This window comes from Kitasatospora sp. NPDC094028 (assembly GCF_049543595.1).
Taxonomy (GTDB): domain Bacteria; phylum Actinomycetota; class Actinomycetes; order Streptomycetales; family Streptomycetaceae; genus Kitasatospora.
In genome coordinates, this window is sequence record NZ_JBMVFA010000002.1 from 292,376 (window position 1) to 317,674 (window position 25,299).

20 protein-coding genes are annotated in these 25,299 nt (G+C 74.5%); 9 read left to right on the top strand and 11 right to left on the bottom strand.

The window, feature by feature from the left end; all coding sequences use genetic code 11:
* The first annotated feature begins 190 nt into the window (after positions 1 to 190).
* Entirely contained in the window at positions 191 to 940 is a 750-nt protein-coding gene (locus ACPC54_RS04345; protein ID WP_498961025.1) for a hypothetical protein, read from the top strand.
* Between the two features lie 55 nt (positions 941 to 995).
* Here ACPC54_RS04345 and ACPC54_RS04350 read toward each other — a convergent pair whose 3' ends face one another.
* The gene (locus tag ACPC54_RS04350) at positions 996 to 3,746 is read right to left on the bottom strand and encodes a SpoIIE family protein phosphatase (protein WP_498961027.1); all 2,751 of its coding nucleotides are present in this window, start codon (positions 3,744 to 3,746) and stop codon (positions 996 to 998) included.
* Between the two features lie 249 nt (positions 3,747 to 3,995).
* On the opposite strand from ACPC54_RS04350, the gene ACPC54_RS04355 reads away from it, so the two are divergent.
* From ACPC54_RS04355 to ACPC54_RS04370, 4 genes are read left to right on the top strand one after another with little or no spacing between them, the layout of a single operon-like run.
* Positions 3,996 to 5,207: a rhodanese-like domain-containing protein gene (locus ACPC54_RS04355; RefSeq protein ID WP_498961029.1), complete on the top strand. Its 1,212-nt coding sequence runs from the start codon at positions 3,996 to 3,998 to the stop codon at positions 5,205 to 5,207.
* Between the two features lie 20 nt (positions 5,208 to 5,227).
* The gene (locus ACPC54_RS04360) at positions 5,228 to 5,902 is read left to right on the top strand and encodes a DUF5819 family protein (RefSeq protein WP_498961031.1); all 675 of its coding nucleotides are present in this window, start codon (positions 5,228 to 5,230) and stop codon (positions 5,900 to 5,902) included.
* Positions 5,899 to 7,191, top strand: a complete 1,293-nt coding sequence (locus ACPC54_RS04365; RefSeq protein ID WP_498961033.1) for an HTTM domain-containing protein — start codon at positions 5,899 to 5,901, stop codon at positions 7,189 to 7,191. The genes ACPC54_RS04360 and ACPC54_RS04365 overlap by 4 nt, the downstream gene beginning before the upstream one ends.
* Positions 7,192 to 7,200: 9 nt before the next feature.
* Entirely contained in the window at positions 7,201 to 9,312 is a 2,112-nt protein-coding gene (locus ACPC54_RS04370; protein ID WP_498961035.1) for an FUSC family protein, read from the top strand.
* Positions 9,313 to 9,356: 44 nt separating this feature from the next.
* Here ACPC54_RS04370 and ACPC54_RS04375 read toward each other — a convergent pair whose 3' ends face one another.
* Positions 9,357 to 10,025 carry a hypothetical protein gene (locus tag ACPC54_RS04375; RefSeq protein WP_498961037.1) on the bottom strand — a complete coding sequence of 223 codons (669 nt, stop codon included), beginning with the start codon at positions 10,023 to 10,025 and terminating at the stop codon, positions 9,357 to 9,359.
* A 102-nt stretch (positions 10,026 to 10,127) separates the two neighbouring features.
* Between ACPC54_RS04375 and ACPC54_RS04380 the strand changes: the two genes are divergently transcribed.
* Positions 10,128 to 10,772, top strand: a complete 645-nt coding sequence (locus ACPC54_RS04380) for a TetR family transcriptional regulator (protein WP_498961039.1) — start codon at positions 10,128 to 10,130, stop codon at positions 10,770 to 10,772.
* 5 nt (positions 10,773 to 10,777) lie between these two features.
* Complete coding sequence (locus tag ACPC54_RS04385; protein WP_498961040.1) at positions 10,778 to 11,551, top strand: TrmH family RNA methyltransferase; 774 nt, start codon at positions 10,778 to 10,780, stop codon at positions 11,549 to 11,551.
* Between the two features lie 29 nt (positions 11,552 to 11,580).
* Here the strand turns inward: ACPC54_RS04385 and ACPC54_RS04390 are convergent, their stop codons facing one another.
* From ACPC54_RS04390 to ACPC54_RS04410, 5 genes are all read right to left on the bottom strand, one after another.
* The gene (locus tag ACPC54_RS04390) at positions 11,581 to 12,915 is read right to left on the bottom strand and encodes a peptidoglycan-binding protein (RefSeq protein ID WP_498961043.1); all 1,335 of its coding nucleotides are present in this window, start codon (positions 12,913 to 12,915) and stop codon (positions 11,581 to 11,583) included.
* Positions 12,916 to 13,130: 215 nt separating this feature from the next.
* On the bottom strand, positions 13,131 to 14,042 hold the full coding sequence (locus tag ACPC54_RS04395) for a pyridoxamine 5'-phosphate oxidase family protein (RefSeq protein ID WP_498961045.1): 912 nt from the start codon (positions 14,040 to 14,042) through the stop codon (positions 13,131 to 13,133).
* Positions 14,043 to 14,138: 96 nt separating this feature from the next.
* The gene (locus ACPC54_RS04400) at positions 14,139 to 14,612 is read right to left on the bottom strand and encodes a VOC family protein (RefSeq protein ID WP_498961047.1); all 474 of its coding nucleotides are present in this window, start codon (positions 14,610 to 14,612) and stop codon (positions 14,139 to 14,141) included.
* Between the two features lie 196 nt (positions 14,613 to 14,808).
* Positions 14,809 to 15,873 carry a hypothetical protein gene (locus ACPC54_RS04405; RefSeq protein ID WP_498961049.1) on the bottom strand — a complete coding sequence of 355 codons (1,065 nt, stop codon included), beginning with the start codon at positions 15,871 to 15,873 and terminating at the stop codon, positions 14,809 to 14,811.
* A gap of 298 nt (positions 15,874 to 16,171) precedes the next feature.
* Positions 16,172 to 18,325: a S53 family peptidase gene (locus tag ACPC54_RS04410; RefSeq protein WP_498961051.1), complete on the bottom strand. Its 2,154-nt coding sequence runs from the start codon at positions 18,323 to 18,325 to the stop codon at positions 16,172 to 16,174.
* A 258-nt stretch (positions 18,326 to 18,583) separates the two neighbouring features.
* On the opposite strand from ACPC54_RS04410, the gene ACPC54_RS04415 reads away from it, so the two are divergent.
* Positions 18,584 to 19,150: a CGNR zinc finger domain-containing protein gene (locus tag ACPC54_RS04415; protein ID WP_498961053.1), complete on the top strand. Its 567-nt coding sequence runs from the start codon at positions 18,584 to 18,586 to the stop codon at positions 19,148 to 19,150.
* A gap of 113 nt (positions 19,151 to 19,263) precedes the next feature.
* Here ACPC54_RS04415 and ACPC54_RS04420 read toward each other — a convergent pair whose 3' ends face one another.
* The 3 genes from ACPC54_RS04420 to ACPC54_RS04430 form a co-directional block, all read right to left on the bottom strand.
* Positions 19,264 to 20,760 carry an FAD-dependent monooxygenase gene (locus tag ACPC54_RS04420; protein ID WP_498961055.1) on the bottom strand — a complete coding sequence of 499 codons (1,497 nt, stop codon included), beginning with the start codon at positions 20,758 to 20,760 and terminating at the stop codon, positions 19,264 to 19,266.
* A gap of 148 nt (positions 20,761 to 20,908) precedes the next feature.
* Positions 20,909 to 22,609: a phenylacetic acid degradation protein PaaN gene (paaN, locus tag ACPC54_RS04425; RefSeq protein WP_498961057.1), complete on the bottom strand. Its 1,701-nt coding sequence runs from the start codon at positions 22,607 to 22,609 to the stop codon at positions 20,909 to 20,911.
* Positions 22,610 to 22,796: 187 nt separating this feature from the next.
* Positions 22,797 to 24,062 (bottom strand): putative hexosyltransferase, encoded by a 1,266-nt coding sequence (locus tag ACPC54_RS04430; protein WP_498961059.1) that lies wholly within the window; start codon positions 24,060 to 24,062, stop codon positions 22,797 to 22,799.
* Between the two features lie 117 nt (positions 24,063 to 24,179).
* Here ACPC54_RS04430 and ACPC54_RS04435 point away from each other — a divergent pair, with 117 nt between their 5' ends.
* A complete protein-coding gene (locus tag ACPC54_RS04435; protein WP_498961061.1) occupies positions 24,180 to 24,764 on the top strand; it encodes a TetR/AcrR family transcriptional regulator in 585 nt (194 codons plus the stop codon).
* 14 nt (positions 24,765 to 24,778) lie between these two features.
* On the opposite strand, the gene ACPC54_RS04440 is transcribed toward ACPC54_RS04435, so the two are convergent.
* Positions 24,779 to 25,225: an Lrp/AsnC family transcriptional regulator gene (locus ACPC54_RS04440; protein WP_355362418.1), complete on the bottom strand. Its 447-nt coding sequence runs from the start codon at positions 25,223 to 25,225 to the stop codon at positions 24,779 to 24,781.
* Positions 25,226 to 25,299 lie beyond the last annotated feature (74 nt).

Sequence of the window (25,299 nt, forward strand, 5' to 3'; positions counted from 1 at the left end):
TCCTCGGCCGGATGGGGGTGCGGCCGGGAGGAGGCCCTCCCCCCAGAGGATGACGTCGATCCCCTTCCGAGCCGATGTGGATTTGTTAACGGGCTTCTAATGTTGGGATAGCCGAGAAAATTCGGGGACTTCGAGAGAAACGGTTGTGATGGACAGGACCCACGCGGGGGGCGTGCGAAAGGGGCCGCTGGTGTACGCCAGGTCGGCCGCTGTCGCCGAGTGGGGAACGTTGTTCGTGGCGGTCCGGGACGGCGTGGTGCGCAAGAAGTTCGCCGCCGTGCCGCTGGCGACCGCGGCGACGTTTCTGATCCTGCTGTTCAGCATCGTCCAGCATCTGCCGGGCGGTGAGCGCTTCGTGAACCACATCGGGGTGGTGAAGGCGGCCCTGCCGCTGGACGTCTCCCTGCTGCGGACGCCGCTGTCGCTGTACGTGCCGGCGCTGGACCTTCCGGTCTGGGGGGCGCTGGCCCAGGTGTTCGTCGTCTTCGCGATCGCGGAGATCGTGCTCGGCCGGCGGATGACCCTGGTGGTCGCCTACGCCTGCACCCTGGCGGGCACGCTGTTCGCCCGGGTCGGGGTGGCGGTCGGGCCGGGCCACCTGTTCGGCTTCCCGAAGTGGGTCGCCTATGTGCGGGACACCGGGCCGTCCGCGGCGGTGGTGGCGCTGGCGATCTGCATCGCGTTCCGCTGCCGGGCCTGGTTCACCGCCGGCCTGGTGGTGGTGCTGATGGTCGGCGAGGCGGTCATGCTGCCGAACCTGGCCGGTCTGGAGCACGTCGTCGCGGTGATCACCGCGCTGCTGATCGCCGTCTCGGTGGAGGTCTTCGGGGACTTCTGGCCGCGGGTGCTGGCCGGGGTCGGCGCGGCCACCTCGGTGGCCGCCGTCGCCTCCCGGGAGGTCACCGAGGCGCGCCGCCCGGCCGGGGCCGTCATCCCCTGAGAGAGCCTGTCGCTGCGCTGTCGGCCGGGTGTCGGACGCTGTCCGCACCCGGCCGTCAGGCGTGCGGGAGGGGGAGCTCGAACCAGACGACCTTTCCCACCGCCTTGCGGGCGGTGCCCCAGCGTTCGGCGAGCTTGGTGACCAGGGTGAGGCCGCGGCCGGTCTCGCCGAGCTGCTCGGCCGGCTCCAGCGAGGGCAGGTTGTGGTTGTCGTCACTGACCTCGACCAGCAGCTTGTCCACCCGGATCAGCTGGAGCTGGACGCGGTCCCGGGCCACCCGGACGGCGTTCGTGACCAGCTCGCTGACCAGCAGCTCGGTGGTGTCGCTGAGCGCCTCCAGGTGCCAGGCGGCCAGCTGCTCGCGGACCAGCGAGCGGGCGCGGCGGACCTCGCGGTGGTCCACGACCAGGTCCCAGGTGGCGACCTCGGACGGGGCGACCCCGTCGAAGCGGGCCACCAGCAGGGCGACGTCGTCCTTGCGGTCGTCCGAGTGCAGCCGCTTCAGCACCACGTCGCAGGCCTGCTCGGGGCTCTGCCGGGGGTCGATCAGGTTTCCGCACAGCGCCGCCAGGCCGGCTCCTATGTCCCCGCCCCGGACCTCCACCAGGCCGTCCGTGCACAGCACCAGCATCGAGCCGTCCGAGACGTCGATGGTCTTGGCGACGAACGGCACCCCGCCGACGCCGATCGGCGCGCCGGCCGGGATCTCCAGCAGTTCGCCGCTGCCGTCCGGGTGCACCAGCACCGGCGGGACGTGGCCGGCGCTGGCCAGTTCGCAGGTCCGGTTGATCGGGTCGTAGACCGCGTACAGGCAGGTGGCGAGGTGGTCGTCGCCGAGCTTGTGGGCCAGGTTGTCCAGGTGGCGCAGCAACTGGCCGGGCGGGAGGTCCAGGGCGGCCAGGGTCTGCATGGCGGTGCGGAAGCGGCCCATCGCGGCGGCCGAGTGCAGGCCGTGGCCCATCACGTCGCCGACCACCAGGGCGACCCGGCTGCCGGGCAGCTGGATCGCGTCGAACCAGTCGCCGCCGACCTCGGCCTTCGGATCGCCGGGCAGGTAGCGGTGGGCGATCTGCACGCCGGGGATCTGCGGCGGGCGGGTCGGGATCATCGAGCGCTGCAGGGTGGTGGCGACCCGGGCCTCGGCGCGGTGGAGCCGGGCGTTGTCCAGCGACAGCGCGGCCCGGACGGCCAGCTCCTTGAGGGTGGCGGCGTCGCTCTCGTCGAACGGGCCGCGGTCGGGCAGCCGGAGCAGCTTGAGGATGCCCAGCACGGTGCCCCGGGCGGACAGCGGGACGACCAGCATCGAGCGGCCGGAGACCACCGGGGCCAGCCGGGCGCCGCCGAGCGCGATCGCGTAGTCCACCGCGACGTCCGCGCTGACCACCGGGACCAGTACCGGCTGGTTCAGCTGCAGGGCCATCCCGGGCGGGGTGTGCCGGGGCATGCTGACCAGCGAGCCCTCGGCGAGCACGTGGTCCCAGACGCCGCCGGTCTCGTTGCAGACCAGGGCGACCCGACGCAGCATCGTGTCGTCGTCCGGGCGGGCGACCGGCAGTTCGGAGTCCGAGATCAGCCCGTCCACCAGGTCCACGCAGGCGAAGTCGGCGACCCGGGGGACGAGCACCTGGCAGAGCTCGCGGGCGGTGAAGCCGAGGTCCAGGGTGGTGCCGACCTTGCCGCCGACCTCGTTCAGCAGGGCCAGCTGCTCGCCGGCCTGCCCGTTGGTGAGGAACGGGACGAGCCGGCCGGTCGGCGGGTTCTCCGGGCACGCGGGGGCGGCCGGGACCGCCCGGGCCGCCTGGGCCGCCGGGTTCGAGGGTGCGGGGACGGCCGGGTGGCCGTTGGCGGACGGGGTGGCGGCGGCCGGCTCGATGGCGGCTCCTCCTCGGGCGTCTGGACCGTTGGCCGGCGCGCTGGCCGGTGCGGCGGGTGGTTCGGCGGCGGGGCGCTGGGCGGGCAGCGAGCCGGGCGGACGGCGGCCGGCCGAGGGCTCGGGCTGGGCCGGCGGGCCGACCCGGGCGGCGCGCTGCTGCGGCGTCGGGTAGCGGCGGCCGATCGCGGTGGCCGCGTGCCCGGTGCCGCCCTGGGCTTCGGCGGGCAGTACCGGCAGCACGGTGGCGGCGTCCAGTCGCAGCGCGGGCAGGCCGGCGCCGTCCAGCACGTCGAGCAGCAGCGCCCGGCGCCCGGCGGGGGCGGGCGGCAGCAGCCGGGCGAACTGTTCGGGCACCGTCGTGCCGCGGGGCGCGGTGAGGACGGCGGTGAGCCGGTGGAAGCCGCCCCGGGCCGGCGGGGTGGCGGTGAACGGCAGCAGCCGCTCGCCGAGCGCCAGCCGCGGGCCGGCGGTGCGCAGCGGCCGGGCGTCGGCGGCGAGGGCGAGCAGCCCGCCGGACGCCTCCGGCAGCGGGTAGGCCCACCAGAGCACGTCGCGCAGGTGCTCCTCGCGGTCGACGACCGGGATCCGGCCGGCCCAGGGTCCGCCATGGGCGGTCAGCGCCGCCAGCGCGTCCAGCGCGTCGCCGCGGCGGCGGCCGGCGGGGTGCCCGGGGGCGGCGGACGGTTCGGCGGCGGGCAGCAGGCCGGCGGCCGGGCGGTCGTGGACGACCTCGGCGCGGTGCCCGAACAGCTCCTCGGCGGTCCGACTCCACTGGGTGATCCGACCGGACCGGTCGACCAGGACGAGGGCGAGCCGGACCAGGGCGGCCACGCCGGTCGGGTGGTCACCCGGCACGGTCTCGGCGCCCGCCGGACGCGGTGTGGAGTTGGACTCGGCCACCATGGATTCGGTCTGCTCCCGCCTGGCCGCCACGCCTGGAGGCGGCCCGTCACTCCGGAGGAAGGCACGCTGTGCGGATACCAGCGAAGCACGGACGGGGCCGGGCTCGACACCGAAACGGAGAGATTCGTCAGTATCGGTTGCGTGTCGCCCCGCGCGCGCCGGTGTGCACCCCGGGTTCACCCGGACGGCGTCGCCTCGCGCGAGGGTAGGGTGACAGGCCGGGCCGCCCGAGCGGGCGCCCGGCAGGACGCAGCCGGCCGGACGAGACAGAGGCGAGAAGTGAGCGCGCAGAGCCCCGCCCGCTGGACGGATCCGGAGCAGTCGGAGCTGGAGGAGCGGGTCGCCGCCGCCGAACTCGCCTGGCTGAGCATGGACGTGGACGTGCAGACGCTGCGCGTCGAGATCGACAACTTCGCGTTGATCCACCACCAGCTGCTCGGCCCGCTCTACGCCCGGCTGGACGAGCTGGACGCGCTCGTCGCCGAGGCCGTCGCGGCCCGCACCGGCCTGCCCGAGGACCACCGGCGGGCCGCCGAGGCGCGCCGGCAGGTCGAGGAACTGCCGGACCTGGACGCGCTGTTCGACTCCGTGCAGGAGGTGCGGGAGAAGTCCGGGCAGGACACCGACGCCGTACCGCCGCCGCCCGCCGCGCCCGCCCGGGTCCGCCCCGGCAAGGACGCCCAGCGGATCTACCGCGACCTCGTCCGCCGCGCCCACCCCGACCTCACCACCGACCCGGGCGAGCAGCAGCGCCGGGCGGCCTTCCTGGCCCGGGTCAACGAGGCCTACGCGTACGGCGACGCCGCCGCGCTGGCCGGCCTGGCCGCCGAGTGGTCCACCGCGCCCGAGGCCGCGCCCGCCGTCGACTCCCCCGACCGGCTCGACTGGCTGCGCCGCCGGCTGGAGTGGCTCACCGCCAAGATCACCGAGACCGCCACCGAGCAGGTCCGGCTGGAGCAGACCCCGATGGGCCAGCTGCTCGCCCTCGCCCCGCAGGACCCGGACGGGCTGCTGGAACAGCTCGCCGAGGAACTGCTGGCCAAGGCCGCCGAGCGGCAGGCCGAGCTGGAGCGGCTGCTCGGCCCCTCCGGTGGCCCGTCCGGCGGCGCGGCCGCCGTGGGCGACAATGGCACCGAGTCGACCGAGACCCAGGAGAACCAGACGATGTTCGCGCAGATCCCCGCCACCGACGCCGCCGCCGTGCCCGCCGACGCCGCCCTGCTGGACGTGCGCGAGCAGGACGAGTGGGACGCCGGCCACGTCGAGGGCGCGCTGCACATCCCGATCGGCCAGGTCGTCGCCCGGATCGGCGAGCTGCCGGACGAGAAGCTGTACGTGCTCTGCCGGGTCGGCGGCCGCTCCGCGCAGGTCGTCCAGTACCTGGTGCAGCAGGGCCGGGAGGCCGTGAACGTCGACGGCGGGATGTACGCCTGGGAGGGTGCGGGCCGTCCGATGGTGAGCAGCACCGGGCAGCCGGCCTTCGTCCTGTAGTACTCGGCCGGGGGGAGGGGATGACCGAGACGACGGGCCGGCCGGCGACGGACCGTCCGGCCCGGGACCGGGCCTGGTCGGCGCCCGCGCAGCTGGTGCTGGGCCTGGCCGCCGCCGTGCTGACGGCCGGCACCGGGCTGTTCCTCGCCGCCGTGTTCCTGCACGTCGCGCCCGCCAACACGCTCTCCCGGCAGTACCGGGAGCAGATCGACGGCGTGGTCTACCCGGAGTTCGAGCAGAACTGGAAGCTGTTCGCGCCCAACCCGCTGCAGCAGAACCTCACCGTCGACGCCCGGGTGCGCACCGCCGCGGCCGGCGGGTCCACCCGCACCCGCGACTGGACCGGACTGACCGCGCAGGACCTCGCCGCGATCCGGGGCAACCCGGCGCCCAGCCACGTCGACCAGAACCTGCTGCGCCGCGCCTGGGACTTCTACGACGGCTCGCACGACCCGCAGGACGAACGGGCGACCGGTACCCGGGGCAGGCTCGCCGAGCAGTACCTCAAGCGGATCGCGCTGCAGCGGATCGGCCGTGAGGTGGACGGCGAACGGGTGCTGGAGATCGAGTTCCGGATGACCGCGACCACCGTCGCGCCGCCCGCCTGGAGCGGCGAGGCCGAGCCGCCCGCGCCGAAGGTGCGGGAGCTGCCGTGGTGGCCGGTCGCCGACGAGGACTACCGGGGGCTGGCGTGAGCGAGCCGGGAGCCCGGACCGCGCCGGAACACCGGCCACTGGACGCCGTCCCGCACCAGGGCGGGCCGCCCGCCGTCGCCGGGCCCGTCCCGCCGGCCGCGGCGCCTGTGCCGCCGGTGCCGGCCGTGCCCGCCGTGCCGGGGGTCCGGGCGCGGGCCGGCCGGGCGGTCTGGCAGGCGCTCGCGGCGTTCACCGGCCGGGCCCTCGGCCCGCACCAGGCCGCGGCGGTGCGGATCGGCTTCGGGCTGGTCTGGCTCGCGTACCTGCTGCGTGAGTGGCCGCACCGCCGGGTGCTGTACGGCGACCTCTCCCCCTGGTCGATGCAGCTGGCCGAGCGGCTGCTCGCCGAGAACGGGGCGTTCACCGTGCTGCCCTGGTTCGGCGGCCGGCTCTGGTTCGAACTCGTCTACCACCTGGCGGTGTTGGCCGCCCTCGCGGTGCTGCTGGGCTGGCGGACCAGGGCGAGCACGGTGCTGTTCCTGGTCACCGTGCTGTCGCTGCAGAACCGCGACGTGTTCCTCGGCGACGGCGGCGACAACGTCGTCCACCTGATGGCGGTCTACCTGGTCTTCACCCGCTGCTCGCAGGTCTGGGCGCTGGACGTGAGGCGTCCGGCGGGCCGGGGCGGGGTGGTGCTGTGGGCCGTCCTCGGGGCGGTGCTGGCGGCCGGTCAGTTCGGCGGCTTCGCGGGCGACTCGCTGACCTGGACGACGGCGGCCTTCCCGTACGTCGGGTGGTCGCCGCTGTTCTGGGGGCTGTGGGCGGTGGCCGGGCTGTGGTGGGCGCTCGGGCGGCTGCGGCCGGACGGCGAGACCCGGGCGGTGCTCGACGCGCTGGCGAACATGGCGCACAACTGCGCGATGGCGGTGATCGCCGCCGAAGTGGTGCTTATCTACGCCACGGCCGGCTGGTACAAGGTGCAGGGCTCGCGCTGGCAGGACGGCACCGCGCTGTACTACCCGCTGCACCTCGACTACTTCGCCCCCTGGCCCTGGCTGTCCGGGCTGGTCGGCTCGGCGCTGCTGCCGGTGTTCCTGATCTCGTACGGGACGGTGATCCTGCAGGTCGCCTTCCCGTTCACGCTGCTCAACCGGCGGGTCAAGAACGCGCTGCTGGCGCTGATGATGGTCGAGCACCTGGGGATCGCGGTGGTGCTCGGACTGCCGGTGTTCTCGCTCGCGATGATCGCGGCGGACTCGGTGTTCCTGCCGACCGGCGTGCTGCTCTGGCTGGCCGCCCGGGCGGACCGGCTGCGGTGGTGGCGTTCCGCCGGGGATGCCGCGCCCTAGGATGGCGCTATGTCCTGGTTCGCCGCACTTCGTGACACCGCGCGGACCGGGCTCACCCTCGACCGGGCGCTCACCGACCCCAAGCGGGCGCTGCGCGGCGCGGTGGCCGTCGCGCTGGTGCTGTTCCCCACGCTGGCGCTCGGCGGGCCCGCACTCGCCACCTCCGCGGCGATGGGCGCCTTCATCGCCGGGACGGCCACCTTCCAGCGCAGCTTCCGGCCCCGGGCCAGCCTCGCCGTCGCGGCCGGGCTCGGACTCGGCACCAGCACCTTCCTCGGCTACCTGGCCGCCGGCGTGTACGGGCTGTTCCCGGCGCTGCTCGCGGTCTGGGCCTTCGGCGCCGGACTCGCCTGGGCGATCGGGCCGACCGCCGGGGTGGTCGCCGCCAACACCGTCTCGGTGATGCTGGTCGTCGTCCAACTCCCGGTGAGCGCCGCGGCCGCGCTCGGCCACGGACTCGTCGCCGCCCTCGGCGGCGTCAGCCAGGCCGTCGTCATCACTCTGTGGCCGATCGGCAGTTGGACCGCCCAGCGGGCGGCCCTTGCCGACACCTACGCCGAACTCGCGGACTACGCGCGGCGGTTGCGGCAGGACCCGACCGCGCATGTGGACCCGGCGCCGTTCATGACCGCCCGGCACGCGGCCGCCCTCACGCCCTGGCAGGACCGCCACCGGCCGCCCGAACTGCGCGGCCTGCGCGGTATCGCCGAACGCATCCGCCCCACTCTCGCGGCGCTCGCGGACCCCAAGGTCGGCGCCCCCGAGGAGGGCCCCGAACGCGACCGGGCCCGGGAGGTGCTGGCGGCCGCCGCCGAGGTGATGGACGCCCTCGCCCGGGCCGTCCGCACCGGCGACCCGCTCCGGCTGCCCCGCTCCGCGCCCTCGCTCACCGTGGTCGGCGCGGACGGCGGGCCGCGGCTGCAGGGCGCCGCCCGGCGCTCCGCCCGGCGGCTCGGCGGACTGCTGCGCAAGGCCGCGGACGCGCTCGACCGCGGCGACGAGGACACCATCAGCACCCCGGTGGTCGGCGCTGGCGGGGCCCTGCGCAAGCCCCCGCTCTCCCGGATGCTGCCCGTCGCGCTGCGGGCCGTCCGGCGCCAGCTGCGGCCGCGCTCGGCGATCTTCCAGCACGCCGTGCGGCTCGCCGGGGTCGTCACCGTGGCCTACCTGCTCGCCCGGCTGGCCGGCTTCCACCACGGCTACTGGGCGCCGCTCACCGCCGCCATGGTGATGCGGCCCGACTTCGCCCAGACCTACAGCCGCGGCGTCGCCCGGCTCGCCGGGACGGTCGTCGGCGTCGCCGCCTCCACGCTGGTCGTGCAGCTCGCCCACCCCGGGCCGTGGGTGCTCGCCGCGCTCGCGGTGCTGTGCATCGGCGGGGCGTACCTGACGCTGAAGACCGGGTACGCGCTGATGACCGTCGGGATCTCCTCGTACGTGGTGTTCCTGCTCGGGCTGCAGTCCGGGGACCCGCTGGCCACCGCCTTCGAACGGGTCGGGCTGACGCTGCTCGGCGGATCCGTGGCCCTGCTGACGTACGCGCTGTTCCCCACCTGGCAGACCGCCCGGCTCGGCGAACGGCTCGCCGAGTGGCTGGCCGGCGCCGGGCGGTACGCGGCCGCCGTGGTCGCCTGTTACGAGACGCCCGACCGGCCGCGCGGGCGGATCGTGCGGTCCGCGCTGCTCGACTCGCGGGAGGCGCGCTCCGAACTCCTGCAGGCGATCCAGCGGGCGGACGCCGAACCCGGCCGGCACGAGACCGGGCTCGCCGGGGTGACCAGGCGCCAGATCGACCGGGCCCGGGCCGCGGTCGGACACCTCGGGCGGGTCGCGGTGCTGCTGGAGGCGCACCTGCCGGCGGCGGACGCGGAGCCGGTGCCCGGGACGGCGGAGTACGCGGAGGAGCTGCGGCTCGCCACCGCGCTGGCGGCGGGGGCGCTGCTCACCGGGCGGCCGGTGGAGTTCGGGGCGGTGCGGGACGCGCAGGCGCGGCTGGAGGAACGGCTGGCGGCGTCGCCGCCGGGGGTGGAGCGGGACGTGGTGCGGGCGGGGACGCGGCTGGTCGGGCAGGCGCTGCGGGACCTGGAGCGGGCGCTGCGGGGGAGCACCAAGGCGGGGTGACGGGGTGCGGGCGCGCCGGCCGGAGCCGGCGCGCCCGCGTGGGGTCAGGCCGCGGCGGCCTCCAGCCAGCGGGTGAACTCGCAGGCGAAGTGCCACTGGTGGCCGGTGGCGAGGTGCTCGGGGGCGGCCTGCGGGAACTGGACGGTGAGCCGGATCCGCAGGCCGTCCGGGGTGTCGGCGAACTCGTGCATGACGCGCAGGACTTCGGTGCCGTCCGCGAGGGTGCCGGTGCCGCCGATGCGGACCGGGAAGGCCTGATGGCCGGGGCCGGCGATGGGGACGTCGTCGTGGAAGCGGAGCAGGAAGCGGGTCGGGCCGGCGCCGATGGTCTCGATGATCTCGACCCGGTCGCCGCCGGAATCGGCCAGGTAGTGCTCGGGGTTCGCGGCGAGCAGGGCGGTGCGGTCGCCGGCGTGCAGGCGGCCCTGCCACCAGGTGAGGAAGCGGTCGGCGTCGATGCCGGTGGCGGTGAGTTCGGTGACGGCGGTGCGCCAGCGGCCCCCGGAGGCGCGGGCCCAGCCGGCCAGGGCGGTGTCGGCGGCGGCGGTGTCGGGGGCGAGCAGCTCGCGCGTCCGGTCGTCGCCGAGGCGCTGCTTGAGCAGGTGCAGGGCGGCGCGGGCGCGGTCGAGCTCCCAGGCGAGGACGGCTTCGCGGGGCTGCGGGGCGCCGCCGATCTCGGTGCGGACGGTGAGCGGGGCGGTGCTGGTCGTCATGGCGTCGCTCCTCGAAGAGGACGAATAGGCGGAGAGATTTTCTCCGTTTCCGAGCTGACGCTAACATAGGAGGAGAGATTTTCTCCGGTTAGGGAGCTGTGGATGAGGGCCGACGCGGAACGCAGCCGGCGCAGGATCCTGGACGCCGCCCGCGAGGTGTTCCTGGAACGGGGCCCGGACGCCCCGCTGGACGCGGTGGTCCGCCGGGCCGGCGTCGGCCCGGCCACCCTCTACCGGCGCTTCCCCGACCGGGAGGCACTGGTCCGCGCGCTGGTCACCGACCTGCTGGCCCGGCTCACCGGGGCCGCCGAGGAGGCCCGGCGGGCCGAGGACGATCCGTACCGGGCGCTGCGCCGCTTCGTGCACGCCGCCGCCGACCTGCGGATGGGCGCGGCGATCGTGGTGCTGCTGGACCGGCTGGTGGTGGACGAGGACCTGGTGACCGTCCGCCGGGGCGCCGTCACCGCGGTGGAGGAGCTGCTGCGCGCCGCCCGGGACGCCGGGCGGCTGCGGGCCGACGTCGGGATGGGCGACCTGGTGCTGCTCTGCGTCCGGGTCTCCCGCCCGCTGCCGGGCGCGCTGGCCGCGCTCGACGCGGACGGCACGCTGGTGCACCGGCACCTGGACCTCGCACTGGCCGGGCTGGCCGCGCAGGACGCCCCGGTGGGCGCGCCGCTGGGCTTCGACGAGGTGATCGCCGCCGCCGGCCTCCCCGGCGAGCCGGGCACCGGCGGGGTGGGAGAGTGAGCGCCATGGACGACGAGGTGGAGCGGGCCTGGCGGGCGGCGGAGCGCGAGCCCGGGGTGGTGGTGCTGGACGGGTTCCACGCGCTGAAGCACGCGCTGCGCTTCGGCGGGGACGTGCGCCGGGTGCTGACCGCGGACCGGGCGGCGCTGGCGGCCCTGGCCGGGGAGCTGGCGGCGGACGTCGGGCCGGCGCTGGACGCGCTGGCGGTGGAACTGCCGGAGCCGGTGCTGCGCTCGCTGGTGCCGCGGCTGCACCCGACCGGGGTGATCGCGCAGGTGCGGCGGCCGTCCGCCGGCGCGAACCGGGAGGCGCTGGCGCACCGGCCGCGGCGGGCGCCGGTGGTGCTGCTGGAGAACCCGCGGAACCTGGGCAACGTCGGGGCGGTGATCCGCCTGGCGGCGGGCTTCGGCGCGACCGGGGTGGTGACCACCGGCGAACTGGACCCGTGGCACCCGACCGTGCTGCGCGGCAGCGCGGGCCTGCACTTCGCCACCGCCGTCGAACGGCTGGAGCTGCCGGAGCTGCCGGACGGCCCGCTGTACGTGCTGGACCCGGAGGGCGCGGACATCCGGGACGTGCCGTTCCCGGACGACGCGCTGCTGGCCTTCGGCACCGAGCGGCACGGCGTCTCGGCGGAGCTCAAGGCGCGGGCGGACCGCCTGGTCGCGGTGCCGATGCGCCCGGGGGTGTCCAGCTTCAACCTGGCGACCAGCGTCGGGATGGGGCTGTTCCACTGGATGGCGGGGCGCTCGACCGGGCCGGGGCCGGACGGGCGCTGAGGTGGACGGGCGCTGAGGCGGGCGGGCCGTCAGGAGAACAGCCTGCGCCAGGTCTCCGGGCCCGGGTAGCCGTCGGCGTCCGCGTCCGTCCAGCCCTGCGCCTGCTGGAAGGCCTGCACGTTGAGGCGGTCGCTCTCGCTCCACTGCGGGCCGGGGCCGACGCGGTACGCGCCGCCGTAGCCCCTGCGGACCAGCTGCTCGCCGAGCTGCCGGACGAAGTCGTTGCTCTGCCCGGGCCCGAAGGCGTCCCGGCCGGGGAAGGCGGGGGCGTCGGTGGTGGGCGGGGGCGGCGGAGGCAGCGGGGTGCCGGCGTCGATGTCGCGGCCCTTGCCGTCGACCAGGTAGGCCCAGGTGTCCTTGCCGGGCAGGCCGTCCGCCTCGGCGCCGCGCCAGCCCTGGGCGAGCTGGAAGGCCTGGGTCGCCCTCCGGTCGGCCTCGCCCCAGCGCGGGCCGGGGCCCTCGGAGTAGAAGCGGGCGCCGCCGCGCCGCACCAGCATCTGGCCGAGCCTGGTGACGTAGCCGTTGTTCGCGCCGGGGCCGAACCTGTCCGCGCCGGGGAAGGCGTTCGCGGAGCCGCCGCCGTCGCTGCTGCCGCCGGACAGGCCGGTGAAGCGGTACGGGACGTAGCCGGCGGAGTTGTTCCAGTACGCGTACGGGGTGTCGCGCTTCCTGGTGCCGGGCGAGGTCTGCTCGTAGGCGAGGTAGCGGGTGCGGGAGGAGTCCGTCCAGCCGCCGAAGATCGTGACGTGCGAGCCCGCCTGCGGGTTGGCGGGGTTGTTGTAGATCAGCACGTCGCCGGGCTGCAGGTCGTTCCGGCCGATCCGCTCGGCGAAGTCGGGCAGGGTCCAGGTGGTCTGGCTGCTGCCGAGGCCCCAGGCCATCGAGACGAAGCCGGAGCAGTCCTGGCGGTAGCCGTCCGACCAGTAGCGGCCCATGCTGTACGGCACCCGTTGGTCGACCCAGCTCTGCGCGCGCTGGATGATCTGCGCCCGGGTGACCGGGACGGCGGCGCCGTTCGGGGCGGCGAAGCCGCGGGCGTCCGGGTCCTGGCCGTACAGGCCGCTGACGTCGCCCTGCGGGGACGCCGGGGGCTGGGCGTTGCTGGTGCTGCCGCCCGGGCCGGGGGTGGGGGCCGCGGCGGCGGATCCGGTGGCGGCGGCGCCACCGGCTATCGCGGTGCCGATCGCGGCCACCAGCACGGCGGCCCGGCGGCGCAGGCTGCGGGCCGCGGCGTGCCCGCCCTCGTGGACGGGGGCGGCGTGCAGCCGGGCCAGACGGCGGGCGCCGCAGCCGCCGCACGGGCAGTCCTCGTCCGGCTCGACGTCGTCGAACTCCGGCAGCGGGGACAGGTCGGTCAGGGTCATGCTCCGCCTCTTTCCTGCGGTTCCTCCTGGTCACAGCCTGACGGCGGGACAGGAGTGGCCTTCCCGGGCCGGCTCCGCGTGTTACCGGGACCAAGGTCCCAAAGCGGGCGGAGCGCGGCGCGGCGGATTGAGCCGGAAGGGTGACGACCAGTTGGCTGCCGGGCGTGGCGCGGGATCGGCGGAGCGGGTAGTGCCGGCCCGGACGTGAGGGGTGATCAGCGCGGATTGGCCGGCGAGTACTCGGGTTCGGTCCAGGTCAGCGGGGTGGCGTCGGCGAGTTCGACCACGCCGGTGACGGCCAGCTCGACCATCCGCTCGGCGCCCGGGGCGGCGCTGCGGGCCTCCTCGGACCAGTCGGTGCGGGCCTCGCCGGTGACCAGCAGCGCCCCGCCGGTCTCCCAGTCGGGCAGCAGCAGGCCGGCGCGCGGGTCCACTTCGAGGTTGCCGAGGGTCAGGAACATGCTGTTGCCCGGGTACTCCGGCCAGCGTAGCCGGTCCGGGGCGACGGCCTGGAGGAAGCCGGGCAGGCCGCCGCGGTGCGAGGCGTCGACGCTGCCGTCCGGGCCGGTGCTGGCGATGAAGAAGGTGTCGGCGGTGGCGGCCGTCAGCCGCTGCGCGGTGGTCAGCACCGGGCCGGCGGCGACGGCGCGGGGCCGGCCGGCGGCCGGGCGGTCCAGCGGGGTGCGGCGCTGGATGTACTTCGGGCAGTTGGACACCACCTCCTCGGCGGTGACCGCCAGCCCGCCCCGCCCGTCCGGCCGGGAGCGGCCGTTGAGCCGCATCCGGCGGCGGCCGGCCGGGTCCAGCGCGATGGTGCCGACCCGGGCCGGGCGGGTCAGCGCCTCGGCCAGCGGGTCGGCCTCGGCCGGGTGCGCGGCGACGGCCATCGTCCGTTCGTCCGGGGCCTGCAGGAAGCCGGCCGGGCCGGCCAGCTGGGTGGCCCAGATCCGGCCGTCCCGGTCGGCGGCGCCGAGGACCAGGGTGCGCCGCTCGGTCAGGAAGCGGGCGGCGACGGCCGGGATGCCGGCGCGGATGGCGCGCCCGGCGTGGTCGGCTCGCGCGGTGAGGCCGGCCCTGGCCTGGGCGGCCCGTTCACCTCGGTGGTAGGGCGTGCTGACGGTCGTCATGGTGTGCTCCCCCGTGGCTCACCGGATGTCGGTCGAGGCCGGTCTTGGCCGGTCTTGCTCGGGCTCGGTCGGTCTTGGTCGGCCTCGGTCGTCGGTCTAGAAGAAGCCGCAGGTCGGGGCGTCGGCGGTGGGGGCGGCGGCGCCCGTCTCCGCCACGCCGGCGCGGGTGTAGATCTCCAGCCGGATGCCGTCCGGGTCGGTGAAGAAGATGCCGCCGGAGGCGGAGCCCTCGCCGTGCGGGACGACGCCGTCGTAGGCGAACTCGGCGCCCAGTTCGCGCAGCAGGGCCTCGGCGGTGCGGACCTCGTCGAGGCTCTCGACCTCGAAGGAGAGGTGGTGCAGGCCGGGGGTGGCGGTGGAGAAGGTGCCCTCGCTCTGCTGCCAGAGCGTGACGACCAGCCGGCCGTCGCGGCCGAGGAGGGCGAAGCGGCGGTCGGCCTCGGTGCCCTCGTGGGCGATGTCGAGGCCGAACACGGCGCGGTAGAAGTCGATCGAGCGGGCCAGGTCGGTGACGTTCAGGCCGACGTGGCCGGTCTTGAGGGTGCGGAGTTCGGTGACGGTGGCGGACATGCCTGATCACTCCTGGAGGCGGTGGCTCCGGCGGCGACTGCCTAACCGGTATGAATGACAGTAAAGGTTAGGTGATGAGGCGTCAACCGGTATTCTGGCCTGAAGGGGTTAGATGGTGGCCGGACCCGGACAGCAGGAAGCCCCGCCGAGCGAGGGCCCGGCGGGGCTGACGGTGGGGAGCGGGAGGGGCGGGAGGCTAGGACCACTCCCAGCGGATGCCGATGTGGCCCGGCTGCTGGTCCGGGGCCAGCACGTGGGCGCTCGCCGAGGCGCCGATCCACAGCTGCTCGCGGCGGTGGTCGACGTCGGCGCCCGGCTCGCGGTCGTACCGCTCGCAGTGCGCGGGGACGGACGCCGGGTCGAAGTGCACCTGCAGCACGTACTCGCGCACCGGGGTGGCGAAGCGGCGGCTGTACTCCATGGTCGGGCCGCCGGGCGGGATCTCCACCTCGTACTCGAAGACCGTGCTGTCGCCGAGGCCGAGCGGGCGGTCCAGCATCAGCTCGGCGACGGTGAGCCCCGCCTCCGGGCGGCGGCGGACCCGGCCGAGCCGGCCGTGCCGGACGGAGGTGACCTCCGGGCAGCCGGTGGCCTCCTCGTCGGCCTTGTGCACGACCAGGCAGCGGCCGACGCCGCCGACCGTGGCGCGCACCACCTGGCGCATCCGCAGCAGGTTGCCGCGCCGCTCGGCGTCCACGTAGTACGAGTCGTGGATGCTCAGGCGCTCCAGCTCGCCGGCCGGCGGGGCGTCCAGCTCGGCGAAGATCGAGGCGAGCTCCTGCTCCCCCGGCCAGACGTCCTCCAGCCCGAGGTGGCAGGTGTTGGCGGCGGCGGCCCAGCGGCCGCGCGGGCGCGGCGGGCCGAGCAGCGCGGAGAGCGCGCTGTGCGGCAGGCCGAGCAGCTCCTCCAGCAGGTGGACGGCGCGCAGCGAGCTGGCCCGTTCGGGCTGGCTGCGGCCGCGCCGCCAGTAACTCAGCGTGGTGACACTGACCCTGACGCCGCGTTGGGCGAGGGCGGCGCGGATCCGGTCCAGGCTGAGGCCGCTGGCCTCGATGGCCAGGTGCAGGGTGTCCGCGAAGCCGCCGGCCGGCGCGGGCCGCCCGGGGGACGGCGCCGGGACGGGTGCCGGCGCGGGCGCCGGGGCGGGTGTCCGGTCGGCCGCCGGGGCCGCCGCCTGGGCGGTCGCGGACGGACCGGGGCGCTCCGGGTGCGAACCGACCAGCCGGAGTCTCGCGGAATCCTGAGGCTGCTGTGCGGCCATGCGGTGACCCTCCCCACCCTGTGAGTTCGGTGGGACCGGACCGACGCCGGGGCGCGCCGCCAGCGGCTTCACCGAGCTTTGGGGAACCCTATGCACGGCTGAGAGGCTACGTCATCAGTCGTGCGTATGACAGTGGTCACGACAGGTGAACCGCACAGTTAGCGATCTTGAAACAGTCCGGAAACACGAGGGGAACCCGACCGGCCCGGAGCGGAACGGACACCGCCGGGGCGGGCCTTGTGGCTCCGCCCCGGCGGGGGTCTCGGATGGTGCTGCGGCCGGCGCTACCGGCCCGTGGTCACTTGACGTTCAGCGCGACGTCGTCGATCACGAAGCTGGTCTGGTTCGAGCCGTCCTCGGTGCCGGTGAACTTCAGGGTGACGGTCTGGCCCGCGAAGGAGGTCAGGTCCACGGTCTGCTGGACGTAGCCGGCGGCCGCGTTCACGTTGGACCAGGTCTTCAGCGTGGTGCTGTTGCCCTGCAGGGTCAGCTTGTCGTACGCGGTGCTGCCGGTCTCCGCGGTGTCGATGTGCAGCCAGAAGGTCAGGGTGGCCGAGGCGCAGCCGGTCGGGACCGTGACGGTCTGCGACAGGGTGTCGGTGTGGGTGGTGCCGTAGCCGTTCAGCCAGGCCTTCCAGCTGCCCGAGTGGGCCGGCTGGGAGGAGCTGTTGTCGATCACGCCGGAGCTCGACGTCCACGGGGAGGCGGTGCCGGTCTCGAAGCCGCCGTTGCCGATCAGCTGGGCGGCGGTGCAGCCGCCGGTGGGCGGCGGGGTCGGGGTGCCGCCGCCGAGCAGGGCGGTGTTCAGGGCGTCGGCGGCCGGGGAGCCCCAGCCGGTGACCTGGTCGTAGCCGGCCTTCGCGGAGAAGTCCTGGTTGGCGCCGGTGGTCACGTCGTGGAAGGCGCTGCCGTAGCTGGTGCTGTTGGCGACCGAGTACAGGCGCGGGCTCGCCTCGCCGAGGACCGGCTGCCCGGCGGTCTTGGCCTTCTGGTTGAACTGGGCGGCGTAGCCGGACCACAGCGGCGCGGCCGCGCTGGTCCCGCCGTAGACCTGCCAGCCACCGGCCGTGTAGATCGAGAAGCCGCTCGCCGGGTCGGCGTTGGAGGAGACGTCCGGGACGGTGCGCATGGTGCCGCTCACGCCGGTGCCGGTCTGCCAGCTCGGCTTGCTGAACACGGTGGAGACGCCGCCGCCGGCGGTGCTCCAGGCGCTCTCCGAGGAGTAGCCGTTGCCGCTGGTCACCTTGAGGTTGGTGCCGCCGACACCGGTCTGGTGCGGGCTGGACGCCGGGAAGTCGACGGCCTTGACGGTCGAGCCGCTGGTGGAGCGGGTGCAGTCGCGGGAGCCGTCGTCGCCGGAGGCGGAGAAGATCGAGATGCCCTGGGCGGCGGCCTGCTTGAAGGCGTTGTCCACGGCCGTCATCGAGGCGGCGGTGGTGTCCGGCTCGCAGGAGCCCCAGGAGATCGAGATGACCGAGGCCTTGTTGTCGGCCACGATCTTGTTGGCCATGTCGATCTCGCCCTGGTCGCTGTTCGGGGCCTCGTAGACCAGCTGGGTGGCCTTGGGCGCCGCGCCGCGGACGATCTCGCTGTCCAGCTCGACCTCGCCCTGGCCCTGGCCGGGGGCGGAGTCGTAGCTGGCGCCGTCGACCGAGACGGTGGTGACGGCCGGGCCGGTCAGGCCGAACTGCGAGTCGTAGGTGGTCAGGTTCGAGGACTGGTAGCCGTCGAACTCCCAGAGGGCGACGGTCACGCCGGTGCCGTCCACGCCGGTCTTGTTCAGGTTGTAGGCGCCGGTGTACTGGGCCGGGCTCATGCCGCTCGGGCTGGCGGTGGCGGCGTTCGGGGTGACGGCGTTCGGCTTGGCGATGCGGTTCTTGCGCACCGCGTGGTTGTCCAGGCCGCTGACGCCCTGGATCACGGAGGCGAGCTCGGCCGGGATCGAGGCGGCGTCGTCGTTGGCGAAGAAGGTGCGCTGCAGCTGCGGGTCCACGTAGGCGCTCTCGTGGGTGCCGAAGGCCTGCGAGACCTGGGCGGTGGTGCCGTGGGCGCTGACGACCTGGCGGTTGGCGCTGACCTCGGTGACGGTCAGGCCCTGGGCGGCCAGGTAGGCCTTGACCTGGGCGACGTCCTGCTGGGTCGGGCCGAACTGCGCGGTGAACTGCTCCGGCGTCAGGTACTTGCCGAACTGCGGCGAGCCGGGCGTGGTGACCGCGGTGAGGAAGTGGTCCAGGGCCTCGGTGTTGCGCAGCTTGAGGCTGACGGCGACCGAGATCTGCTGCTCGGCCGGGACGTCACCCTTCTTTTCGGAGTGGGCCACCGCGGGGTTCACGGTGTTCGTGAGGGCGACGCGGGGAGCGGGCGCAGCCTGCGCGGTGGAGACGCCGAGCGAGACGGCGGTCAGCGGCAGGACGGCTATCGCCGCGGCGAGGGCGAGAGAACGGGGGCGCAACGGATCTCCTCCTCCGGCCGGCTGTGGGGGCCGGCAAGGGACCAGGCGTTCCGGGGTCGTGAACGCTGGCTAGAACATGTCAGAACCGGTGTGCGAGAAGACCCATGATCAAGCAATTCGTTGCTAAAAAACAGTCAAGTGTGGATGCCGGGAAATGCCGGTCGTTCATACAGTGAATGGCTGGAATTCTCGGCTCGGTCCATACCAATTCACCGGCGGGGGCGCGGACGTAGAATCGGCTCGAACCGAGGGAGAAGGATGACTGACGTGACGCCGGACCCGAGGGATCCCCGGCCGCTGATCGGCGAGCCGCTCGCGCTCGACCTGCTGAACACCCGCTGGTCCGGCACGCCCGTCAACGACCTGCTGGTCGGCGTCGAAGGGTACGGCATCTGGCTGTCCTCGGCCGGGCTGGGGGAGCGCTGCACGGCCGACGAGGCCGGGCTGGCGGCGATCCGGCAGGCCCGCGAGGCGATCGACGGTGCTGCCCAGGAAGCCCGCGAGCAGGGCGAGTTGGGATCGGCGGCGCGGGCCGGGCTGGACGCGGTGCTGGCGCACGGGCGGATCCGGCGGACGGCCGGGCCGGGCGGGGCCGTGGAACTGGTCGAGGTCGACGGGCCGCAGTGGCTGGCGCCCTGGCTGGCGGCGGACGACTTCCTCGCGCTGCTCGGGCAGGGCGCGAACCGGGTGAAGCAGTGCGCCCACGAGGCGTGCATTCTGCATTTCTTCGACGCCTCGCAGAACGGGCGGCGGCGCTGGTGCCGGATGGCGGTCTGCGGGAATCGGGCGAAGGCCGCGCGGCACTACGAGAAGGCGCGGGGTTAACCGACGACCGGATCCGGTCGGTCGGTTCCCTTCATCGCGTACGCACCCTCCGTGCCCGGTCGGGCGCGGAGGGTGCGGAAGGTGCGGACGGGGTGCGGGTCGGGAACGGACCGTCAGGCGCCGCCGGGGGCGCCGAGCCAGCTGCCGAGCGCGGTGCGGAGCTCGTTCTGGCCCGGGTCGACGGAGGCCCAGGCGACGTAGCCGTCCGGGCGGATCAGCAGGACGGTGTCGCGCAGCTTGCCGTGCGGGTCGGCCGGCGCGGCGAACACCAGGCGGTCCGCCCAGGGCGCGGTGGCGGCCAGTTCGTCGTTGCTGACCAGGACGAACTTCCCGGCGCGCAGCGCCTCGTAGAGCCGGTCGGGGGCGGTCGGGGCGTCCTCGGCGGGGCGGCTCAGCGCGGTCAGCCGCAGGTCGGGGACGCGCTTGCCGGTCTGCGGGTGGCTGTCCTTGGGCGCCGGGTAGGAGATGCCGATGCCGGAGACCATCCGGGCGCCGCGCTCGGCGACCGGGTCGAGGTGGCTGCTGATCGCGCCGAGCGCGCCGCGCAGGGCGCGGGTGGGCACGGATTCGGCGAGGGCGAGCCGGATCAGCGCGCCGGAGCTGCGCAGCACCATCCGCCCGACCGGGTGCCGCTCGGTCTGGTAGGTGTCGAGCAGCGCGTCGGTGGCCCGGCCCCCGAGGACGGCGGCGAGCTTCCAGGAGAGGTTGGCGGCGTCCTGGAGGCCGGTGTTCATGCCCTGGCCGCCGGCCGGGGAGTGGCAGTGCGCGGCGTCGCCGGCGAGGAAGACCCGGCCGGAGCGGTAGTTGGGCACCTGGCGCTCGTCGCTGTGGAAGGTGGACGTCCAGCGGGCGTCGTGCAGGCCGAAGTCCTCGCCGAGGGCGGCCTCGACGATGGCGCAGACCTGCTCCAGCGAGGGGGCGGCGCCGTCCGGCACCTTGTGGTGGCGGTCCCAGGCGATGGCCCGGTACCAGCCGTCGCCGAAGGGGGCGAGGAAGGCGAAGCCGGCCTCGTTGGCGCCCACGGTGATGGTGTCCTCGGGCTCGCGCTCCACCCGGACGTCGGCGAGCAGCACGGAGTCGACCACCGACTCGCCGGGGAACGGGATGCCGAGCAGGTCGCGGACGGTGGAGTGGACGCCGTCGGTGCCGACCGCGTACCGGGCGCGGTACGCGGTGCCGCCGGCCGTCTCCAGGGTGACGCCGTCCGCGTCCTGGCGCAGGCCGGTGACCTCGACGCCGCGCAGGATCGTCGCGCCGGCTTTCTCGGCGCGCTCGTGCAGCAGCCGTTCGACGTTGTACTGCGGGGTGATCAGGACGAAGGGGAAGCGGGTCGGCAGCTGGCCGAGCTCGACCTCGAAGCGGTCGAACATCTTGAGCCCGGAGAGCGGGCGGCCGGTGGCGATGAGGTCCTCGGCGAGGCCGCGGGCGTCCAGCAGCTCCAGGCTGCGGGCGTGCACGGCGAAGGCCCGGGTGAGGTTGGACTCGGTGGCGCGCTTCTCCAGGAGGGTGACGCCGACCCCGGCGGCGGCGAGGTCGCCGGCCAGCAGCAGGCCGGCCGGCCCGGCGCCGACGATCAGGACGTCGGTTTCGATCGTCGACTTCTCGGCCATCTGTCAGCTCCCGTGGTTCTGAGGGCGGTTGGACGCCGCCCCGCGCGGCGTTCTCCCAGCCTCCATCATCGCGGGCGCGGTCGGGGGTGTGAACCACCGGGGCCCCGGCGGTCGGTGTGACCGCCGGGGCCCGCGCTCGGGGTGCCGCTCAGTTGGGACGGCGGATCTGCACCGTGCGGAACCGGTTGGCGACGAACGCGCCGTCGCAGTAGGCCGCGTTGGCGGCCGGGTTGGCGCCGGTGCCGTGCAGGTCGGAGAAGGCGGCGGTCTGGTTGGGGTAGACGCCGCCGGTGAGGTTGAGCGAGAGCGAGACGCCCGCGTCCAGCGCGGCCTCGACCAGCAGGGCCTCCACCTCGGGCGAGGTGGTGTAGCCGGTGGCCGTCATGGCGCCCTTGTCGCGGACCGTGGTGCGCAGCAACTCGACGGCGGCGGGGGTGGATTCGACGGCGATCGCGAAGGTCACCGGGCCGAAGCACTCGGTGCGGAAGACCGCGCGGTCGTCCGGCTTGTCGGCGTCGAGCTTGACCAGCGCGGGGGTGCGGACGGTCGCGCCGGGGAACTCCGGCGAGGTCACCGCGCGCGGGGCGAGCGCGAGTTCGCCGTACTCGCCGCTCGCCGCGGCGGCCGAGCGCTGCAGCACGCCGGGGTTGACCACGGCGCCGAGGACGGCGGCGGCGCGGGCGTCGTCGGAGAGCAGGCCCGTGATGGCCGCGCCGAGGTCGGCGACGACCTCGTCGAAGGACTTGTCGCCCTGCTCGGTGGCGATGCCGCCGCGCGGGATCAGCAGGTTCTGCGGGGTGGTGCACATCTGGCCGCTGTAGAGGGAGAGCGCGAAGGCCAGGTTGCCGAGCATGCCCTTGTAGTCGTCGGTGGAGTCGATCACCACCGCGTTGACGCCGGCCTTCTCGGTGTAGACCTGGGCCTGCCGGGCGTGCTCCTCCAGCCAGTCGCCGAAGGAGGTGGAGCCGGTGTAGTCGATCATCTTGATCTCGGGCCGGACGGCGAGGGTCGCGGCGACGGTGCCGCCCTCGTGCTCGGCGGCCAGGCAGACCAGGTTGGGGTCGAAGCCGGCCTCGGTGAGCACCTCGCGGGCGATCGCGACGGTCAGCGCCAGCGGCAGGACGGCCCGCGGGTGCGGCTTGACCAGCACCGGGTTGCCGGTGGCCAGCGAGGCGAACAGGCCGGGGAAGCCGTTCCAGGTCGGGAAGGTGTTGCAGCCGATCAGCAGCGCGAGGCCGCGCGGGACGACGGTGAACTCCTTGCTCAGCACCAGCGGGTCGCGCTTGCCCTGCGGCTTCGTCCAGTCGGCCCGCTTCGGCAGCCGGGTCTGCTCGGCGTACGCGTAGGTGACGGCCTCCAGCCCGCGGTCCTGGGCGTGCGGGCCGCCGGCCTGGAAGGCCATCCCGTAGGCCTGGCCGGTGGTGTGCATGACGGCCTGGGCGAACTCGTGGGAGCGGGCGTTGATCCGGTGCAGGATCTCCAGGCAGACGGCGGCGCGCTCCAGCGGGGAGGCGGCGGCCCAGCCGGGCTGCGCGGCGCGCATCGCGGCGATCAGCTCGTCCGGCCCGGCGTGCGGGTAGGTGATGCCCAGCTCGATGCCGTACGGGGAGGTCTCGCCGCCGACCTGGTCGCCGTCGGTGGGGTGGCCCGCCAGCGCGAAGGGCTTGCCGAGCACGGCGTCGAAGGCGGCCTTGCCGTCGGCCGGGCCGCTCTCGCCGTAGGCCTTCGGGAACTCGGGGTACGGGGACCAGTAGTCGCGCTTGGCGGCCGCGTCGAGCGCGGCGTCCAGGGTGGCCTGGTGGCGTTCGACCAGCTCGGCGACGAGGGGGTGGGTGACCGCTGCGGACATCTGTGCGCTCCTCAGAGGGGAGGACGGGACACCTCACAGAGTAACCGAACGATCGGTCGGCGAAAGGGGGTGTGGAGATCCGGTCCGCGGTCCCGGTCCGGCCGGCCCGGCCCGGGAAGCACACGGGGGCGCGTCCGTGCTGGACGCGCCCCCGGTGGTGGGTCTGCGAAGGGTTCACGGGCCCGGTCTACGGCACGCCGAGCTCGAAGATCACGTAGCCGGCGTACCAGCCGGAGGCGATCGCGCCGGTGCCCAGCACCGTCGCCAGCACCGGCCAGCTCAGCTTGCGCATCCCGATCGCGAGCGGGACGAACAGCGGGAAGGCCGGCAGCAGGTAGCGCGAGACGTTGCCGAAGATGCCGAGGCTGCCCAGCACCGAGACGATCGTCGCCAGCGTGTAGGCGACCAGCACCAGCGGCGGGCGCAGCCGGATCAGCAGCACGATCAGCATCGGCAGGGTGAACACGATCAGGGTGGCCAGCAGGTCCGGCACCTGGAACGCGAACGGGTAGTCGTTGCGGCCCAGCAGCACGCCGCGGATCGCGTGCCAGGTGCCCTCGCCCCAGTCGAAGTAGTGCAGCCAGGCATCGTGCTGCAGCCGGAAGTAGCCGCCCCACTCGCCCGTCCGCCAGCCCACCCAGGCGACGTAGCCGAGCAGCCCGAGCGGGGCCATCAGCATCGCCGCCAGCGGGCGCAGCACGCCGCTCTCCCGCCGCCACAGCTCCACCAGCGCGGCCAGGCCCACCGCGCCGATCAGCGCCGCGGCGGTCGGCCGGTTCAGCCCGGCGACCAGGGTGACCGCCCCGGCGGCGATCCACTTCCTGGTCATCGTGAGGTAGCAGGCCCAGGCGGCCAGCGCGACGAAGGTGGAGTCCGAGTAGACCGCCCACTCGGCGCCCGAGCCCGGCGCGATCGCCCAGATCCCGGCCGCGATCACGCCCGCCCGGTAGTCCCCGGACAGCTTCTCCACCACGGCGAAGATCCCGGCCGCGGCGAACAGCGAGGCCACCACCGACACCAGCATCCCGGCGCCGTACAGGCCGAGGCCGGTGACCTCCGAGGTCATCCGCATCAGGCCCGGGTAGAGCGGGAAGAAGGCCGCCGAGTTCTGGTCGATCACGAACCCGCCGGTGGCACCCGGGATCGGGACCAGCGCCGGGTGGTACCCGAACTGCGCGACCTGCTGGTACCACCAGCCGTCCCAGCTGGCCAGCACGTCCCAGGGGTTGGCGCCGCCGCCGAAGCGGGCCGGCTTCCTGGCGTACTCGCCGGAGAAGGAGAGCAGCTTCATGAAGACGGTGAAGCCGACCAGCTTGAGCAGCGTGTAGCACCACACGGCCGGGCCGAACCGGATCACCAGTGCTCGGGCGTGCGCCTGCCAGCCGCCGGAGACGCCGTCCGGCTCCTCCCGTTGCTCGGGCACGTCGGAGGCGACTGCCGGTATTGCGTTCATCAGCCGTGGCTCCAGCTCCCTGGACGTGGACGATCGTCCGGCGATTCTAGGGCGTGCGGTGCGCACGGGGCCCGACCCGATCGCGTCGTGGTCGGGGTGGGCGGGGATACTCGGAGGATGGCCGATCACACCACGCGCACCGCCTACACCGTGGAGTCACTGCTCGCGGTGACCGTCGACGTGTTCAACGAGCGCGGTTACGACGGCACCTCGATGGAGGACCTGTCCCGGGCGGCCGGCATCTCGAAGTCGTCGATCTACCACCACGTGCGCGGCAAGGAGGAACTGCTGCGGCTGGCGGTCGGGCGGGCGCTGGACGGTCTGTTCGCGATCCTGGCCGAGCCGGGCGCGGTCGAGGGCCCGGCGGTGGAGCGGCTGGAGCACGTGGTGCGGCGCACCGCCGAGGTGCTGCTGGCGGAGCTGCCGTACGTGACGCTGCTGCTGCGGGTGCGCGGCAACACGGCCGCCGAGCTGTGGGCGCTGGAGCGGCGGCGGGAGTTCGACCACCAGGTGGCCGCGCTGGTGCGGGCGGCCGTCGCGGACGGGGCGCTGCGCTCGGACGTGGAACCGCGGCTGGCCACCCGGCTGCTGTTCGGGATGATCAACTCGATCGTGGAGTGGTACCGGCCGGGCCTGAAGGCGACGGACGGCGTGCCGGACGCGGTGGTGCACCTGGCCTTCGACGGACTGCGGGCGCGCTGACCCGCAGGACACGCCTAGTCCGGGGGCACCTGGTCGGTCTCCTCGAACACCAGCATGGTTCGTGTGCCGAGCACCTGGGGGATGGACTGGATGCGGTTGAGCACAAGCTCCCGCAGCGCGTGGTTGTCGGCGGTGTGCACCAGCAGCAGGACGTCGAAGTCGCCGCCGACCAGGGCGATGTGCGCCACCCCGGGCAGCGCCAGCAGCTGTTCGCGCACCGTCCGCCAGGAGTTCTGGACGATCTTCAGGGTGATGTAGGCGGACGCGCCCTGACCGGCCCGTTCGTGGTCCACCCTGGCGGTGAAGCCGCGGATGACGCCGTCCTCGACCATCCTGGAGATCCGGGCGTAGGCGTTCGCCCGGGACACGTGCACCCGCTCGGCCACCGAGCGGATGGAGGCGCGACCGTCCTGCTGCAGCAGCCGCAGGATCGACCGGTCGACCCGATCGAGTCTGGACATCTGTTCAGCCGACATGACCCCCCACCCTCACCGTTTGGACGTACTGCCACCAGTCGACCGCCGCTCAGGCCGAA

Coding starts and splice junctions, on each gene's coding strand:
- ACPC54_RS04405 (WP_498961049.1), bottom strand. CDS start 15,873: ATGGCCGCACAGCAGCCTCAGGATTCCGCGAGACTCCGGCTGGTCGGT.
- ACPC54_RS04430 (WP_498961059.1), bottom strand. CDS start 24,062: ATGAACGCAATACCGGCAGTCGCCTCCGACGTGCCCGAGCAACGGGAG.
- ACPC54_RS04420 (WP_498961055.1), bottom strand. CDS start 20,760: ATGGCCGAGAAGTCGACGATCGAAACCGACGTCCTGATCGTCGGCGCC.
- ACPC54_RS04380 (WP_498961039.1), top strand. CDS start 10,128: ATGAGGGCCGACGCGGAACGCAGCCGGCGCAGGATCCTGGACGCCGCC.
- ACPC54_RS04435 (WP_498961061.1), top strand. CDS start 24,180: ATGGCCGATCACACCACGCGCACCGCCTACACCGTGGAGTCACTGCTC.
- ACPC54_RS04370 (WP_498961035.1), top strand. CDS start 7,201: ATGTCCTGGTTCGCCGCACTTCGTGACACCGCGCGGACCGGGCTCACC.
- ACPC54_RS04395 (WP_498961045.1), bottom strand. CDS start 14,042: ATGACGACCGTCAGCACGCCCTACCACCGAGGTGAACGGGCCGCCCAG.
- ACPC54_RS04440 (WP_355362418.1), bottom strand. CDS start 25,225: ATGTCCAGACTCGATCGGGTCGACCGGTCGATCCTGCGGCTGCTGCAG.
- ACPC54_RS04385 (WP_498961040.1), top strand. CDS start 10,778: ATGGACGACGAGGTGGAGCGGGCCTGGCGGGCGGCGGAGCGCGAGCCC.
- paaN (WP_498961057.1), bottom strand. CDS start 22,609: ATGTCCGCAGCGGTCACCCACCCCCTCGTCGCCGAGCTGGTCGAACGC.
- ACPC54_RS04375 (WP_498961037.1), bottom strand. CDS start 10,025: ATGACGACCAGCACCGCCCCGCTCACCGTCCGCACCGAGATCGGCGGC.
- ACPC54_RS04415 (WP_498961053.1), top strand. CDS start 18,584: ATGACTGACGTGACGCCGGACCCGAGGGATCCCCGGCCGCTGATCGGC.
- ACPC54_RS04360 (WP_498961031.1), top strand. CDS start 5,228: ATGACCGAGACGACGGGCCGGCCGGCGACGGACCGTCCGGCCCGGGAC.
- ACPC54_RS04400 (WP_498961047.1), bottom strand. CDS start 14,612: ATGTCCGCCACCGTCACCGAACTCCGCACCCTCAAGACCGGCCACGTC.
- ACPC54_RS04390 (WP_498961043.1), bottom strand. CDS start 12,915: ATGACCCTGACCGACCTGTCCCCGCTGCCGGAGTTCGACGACGTCGAG.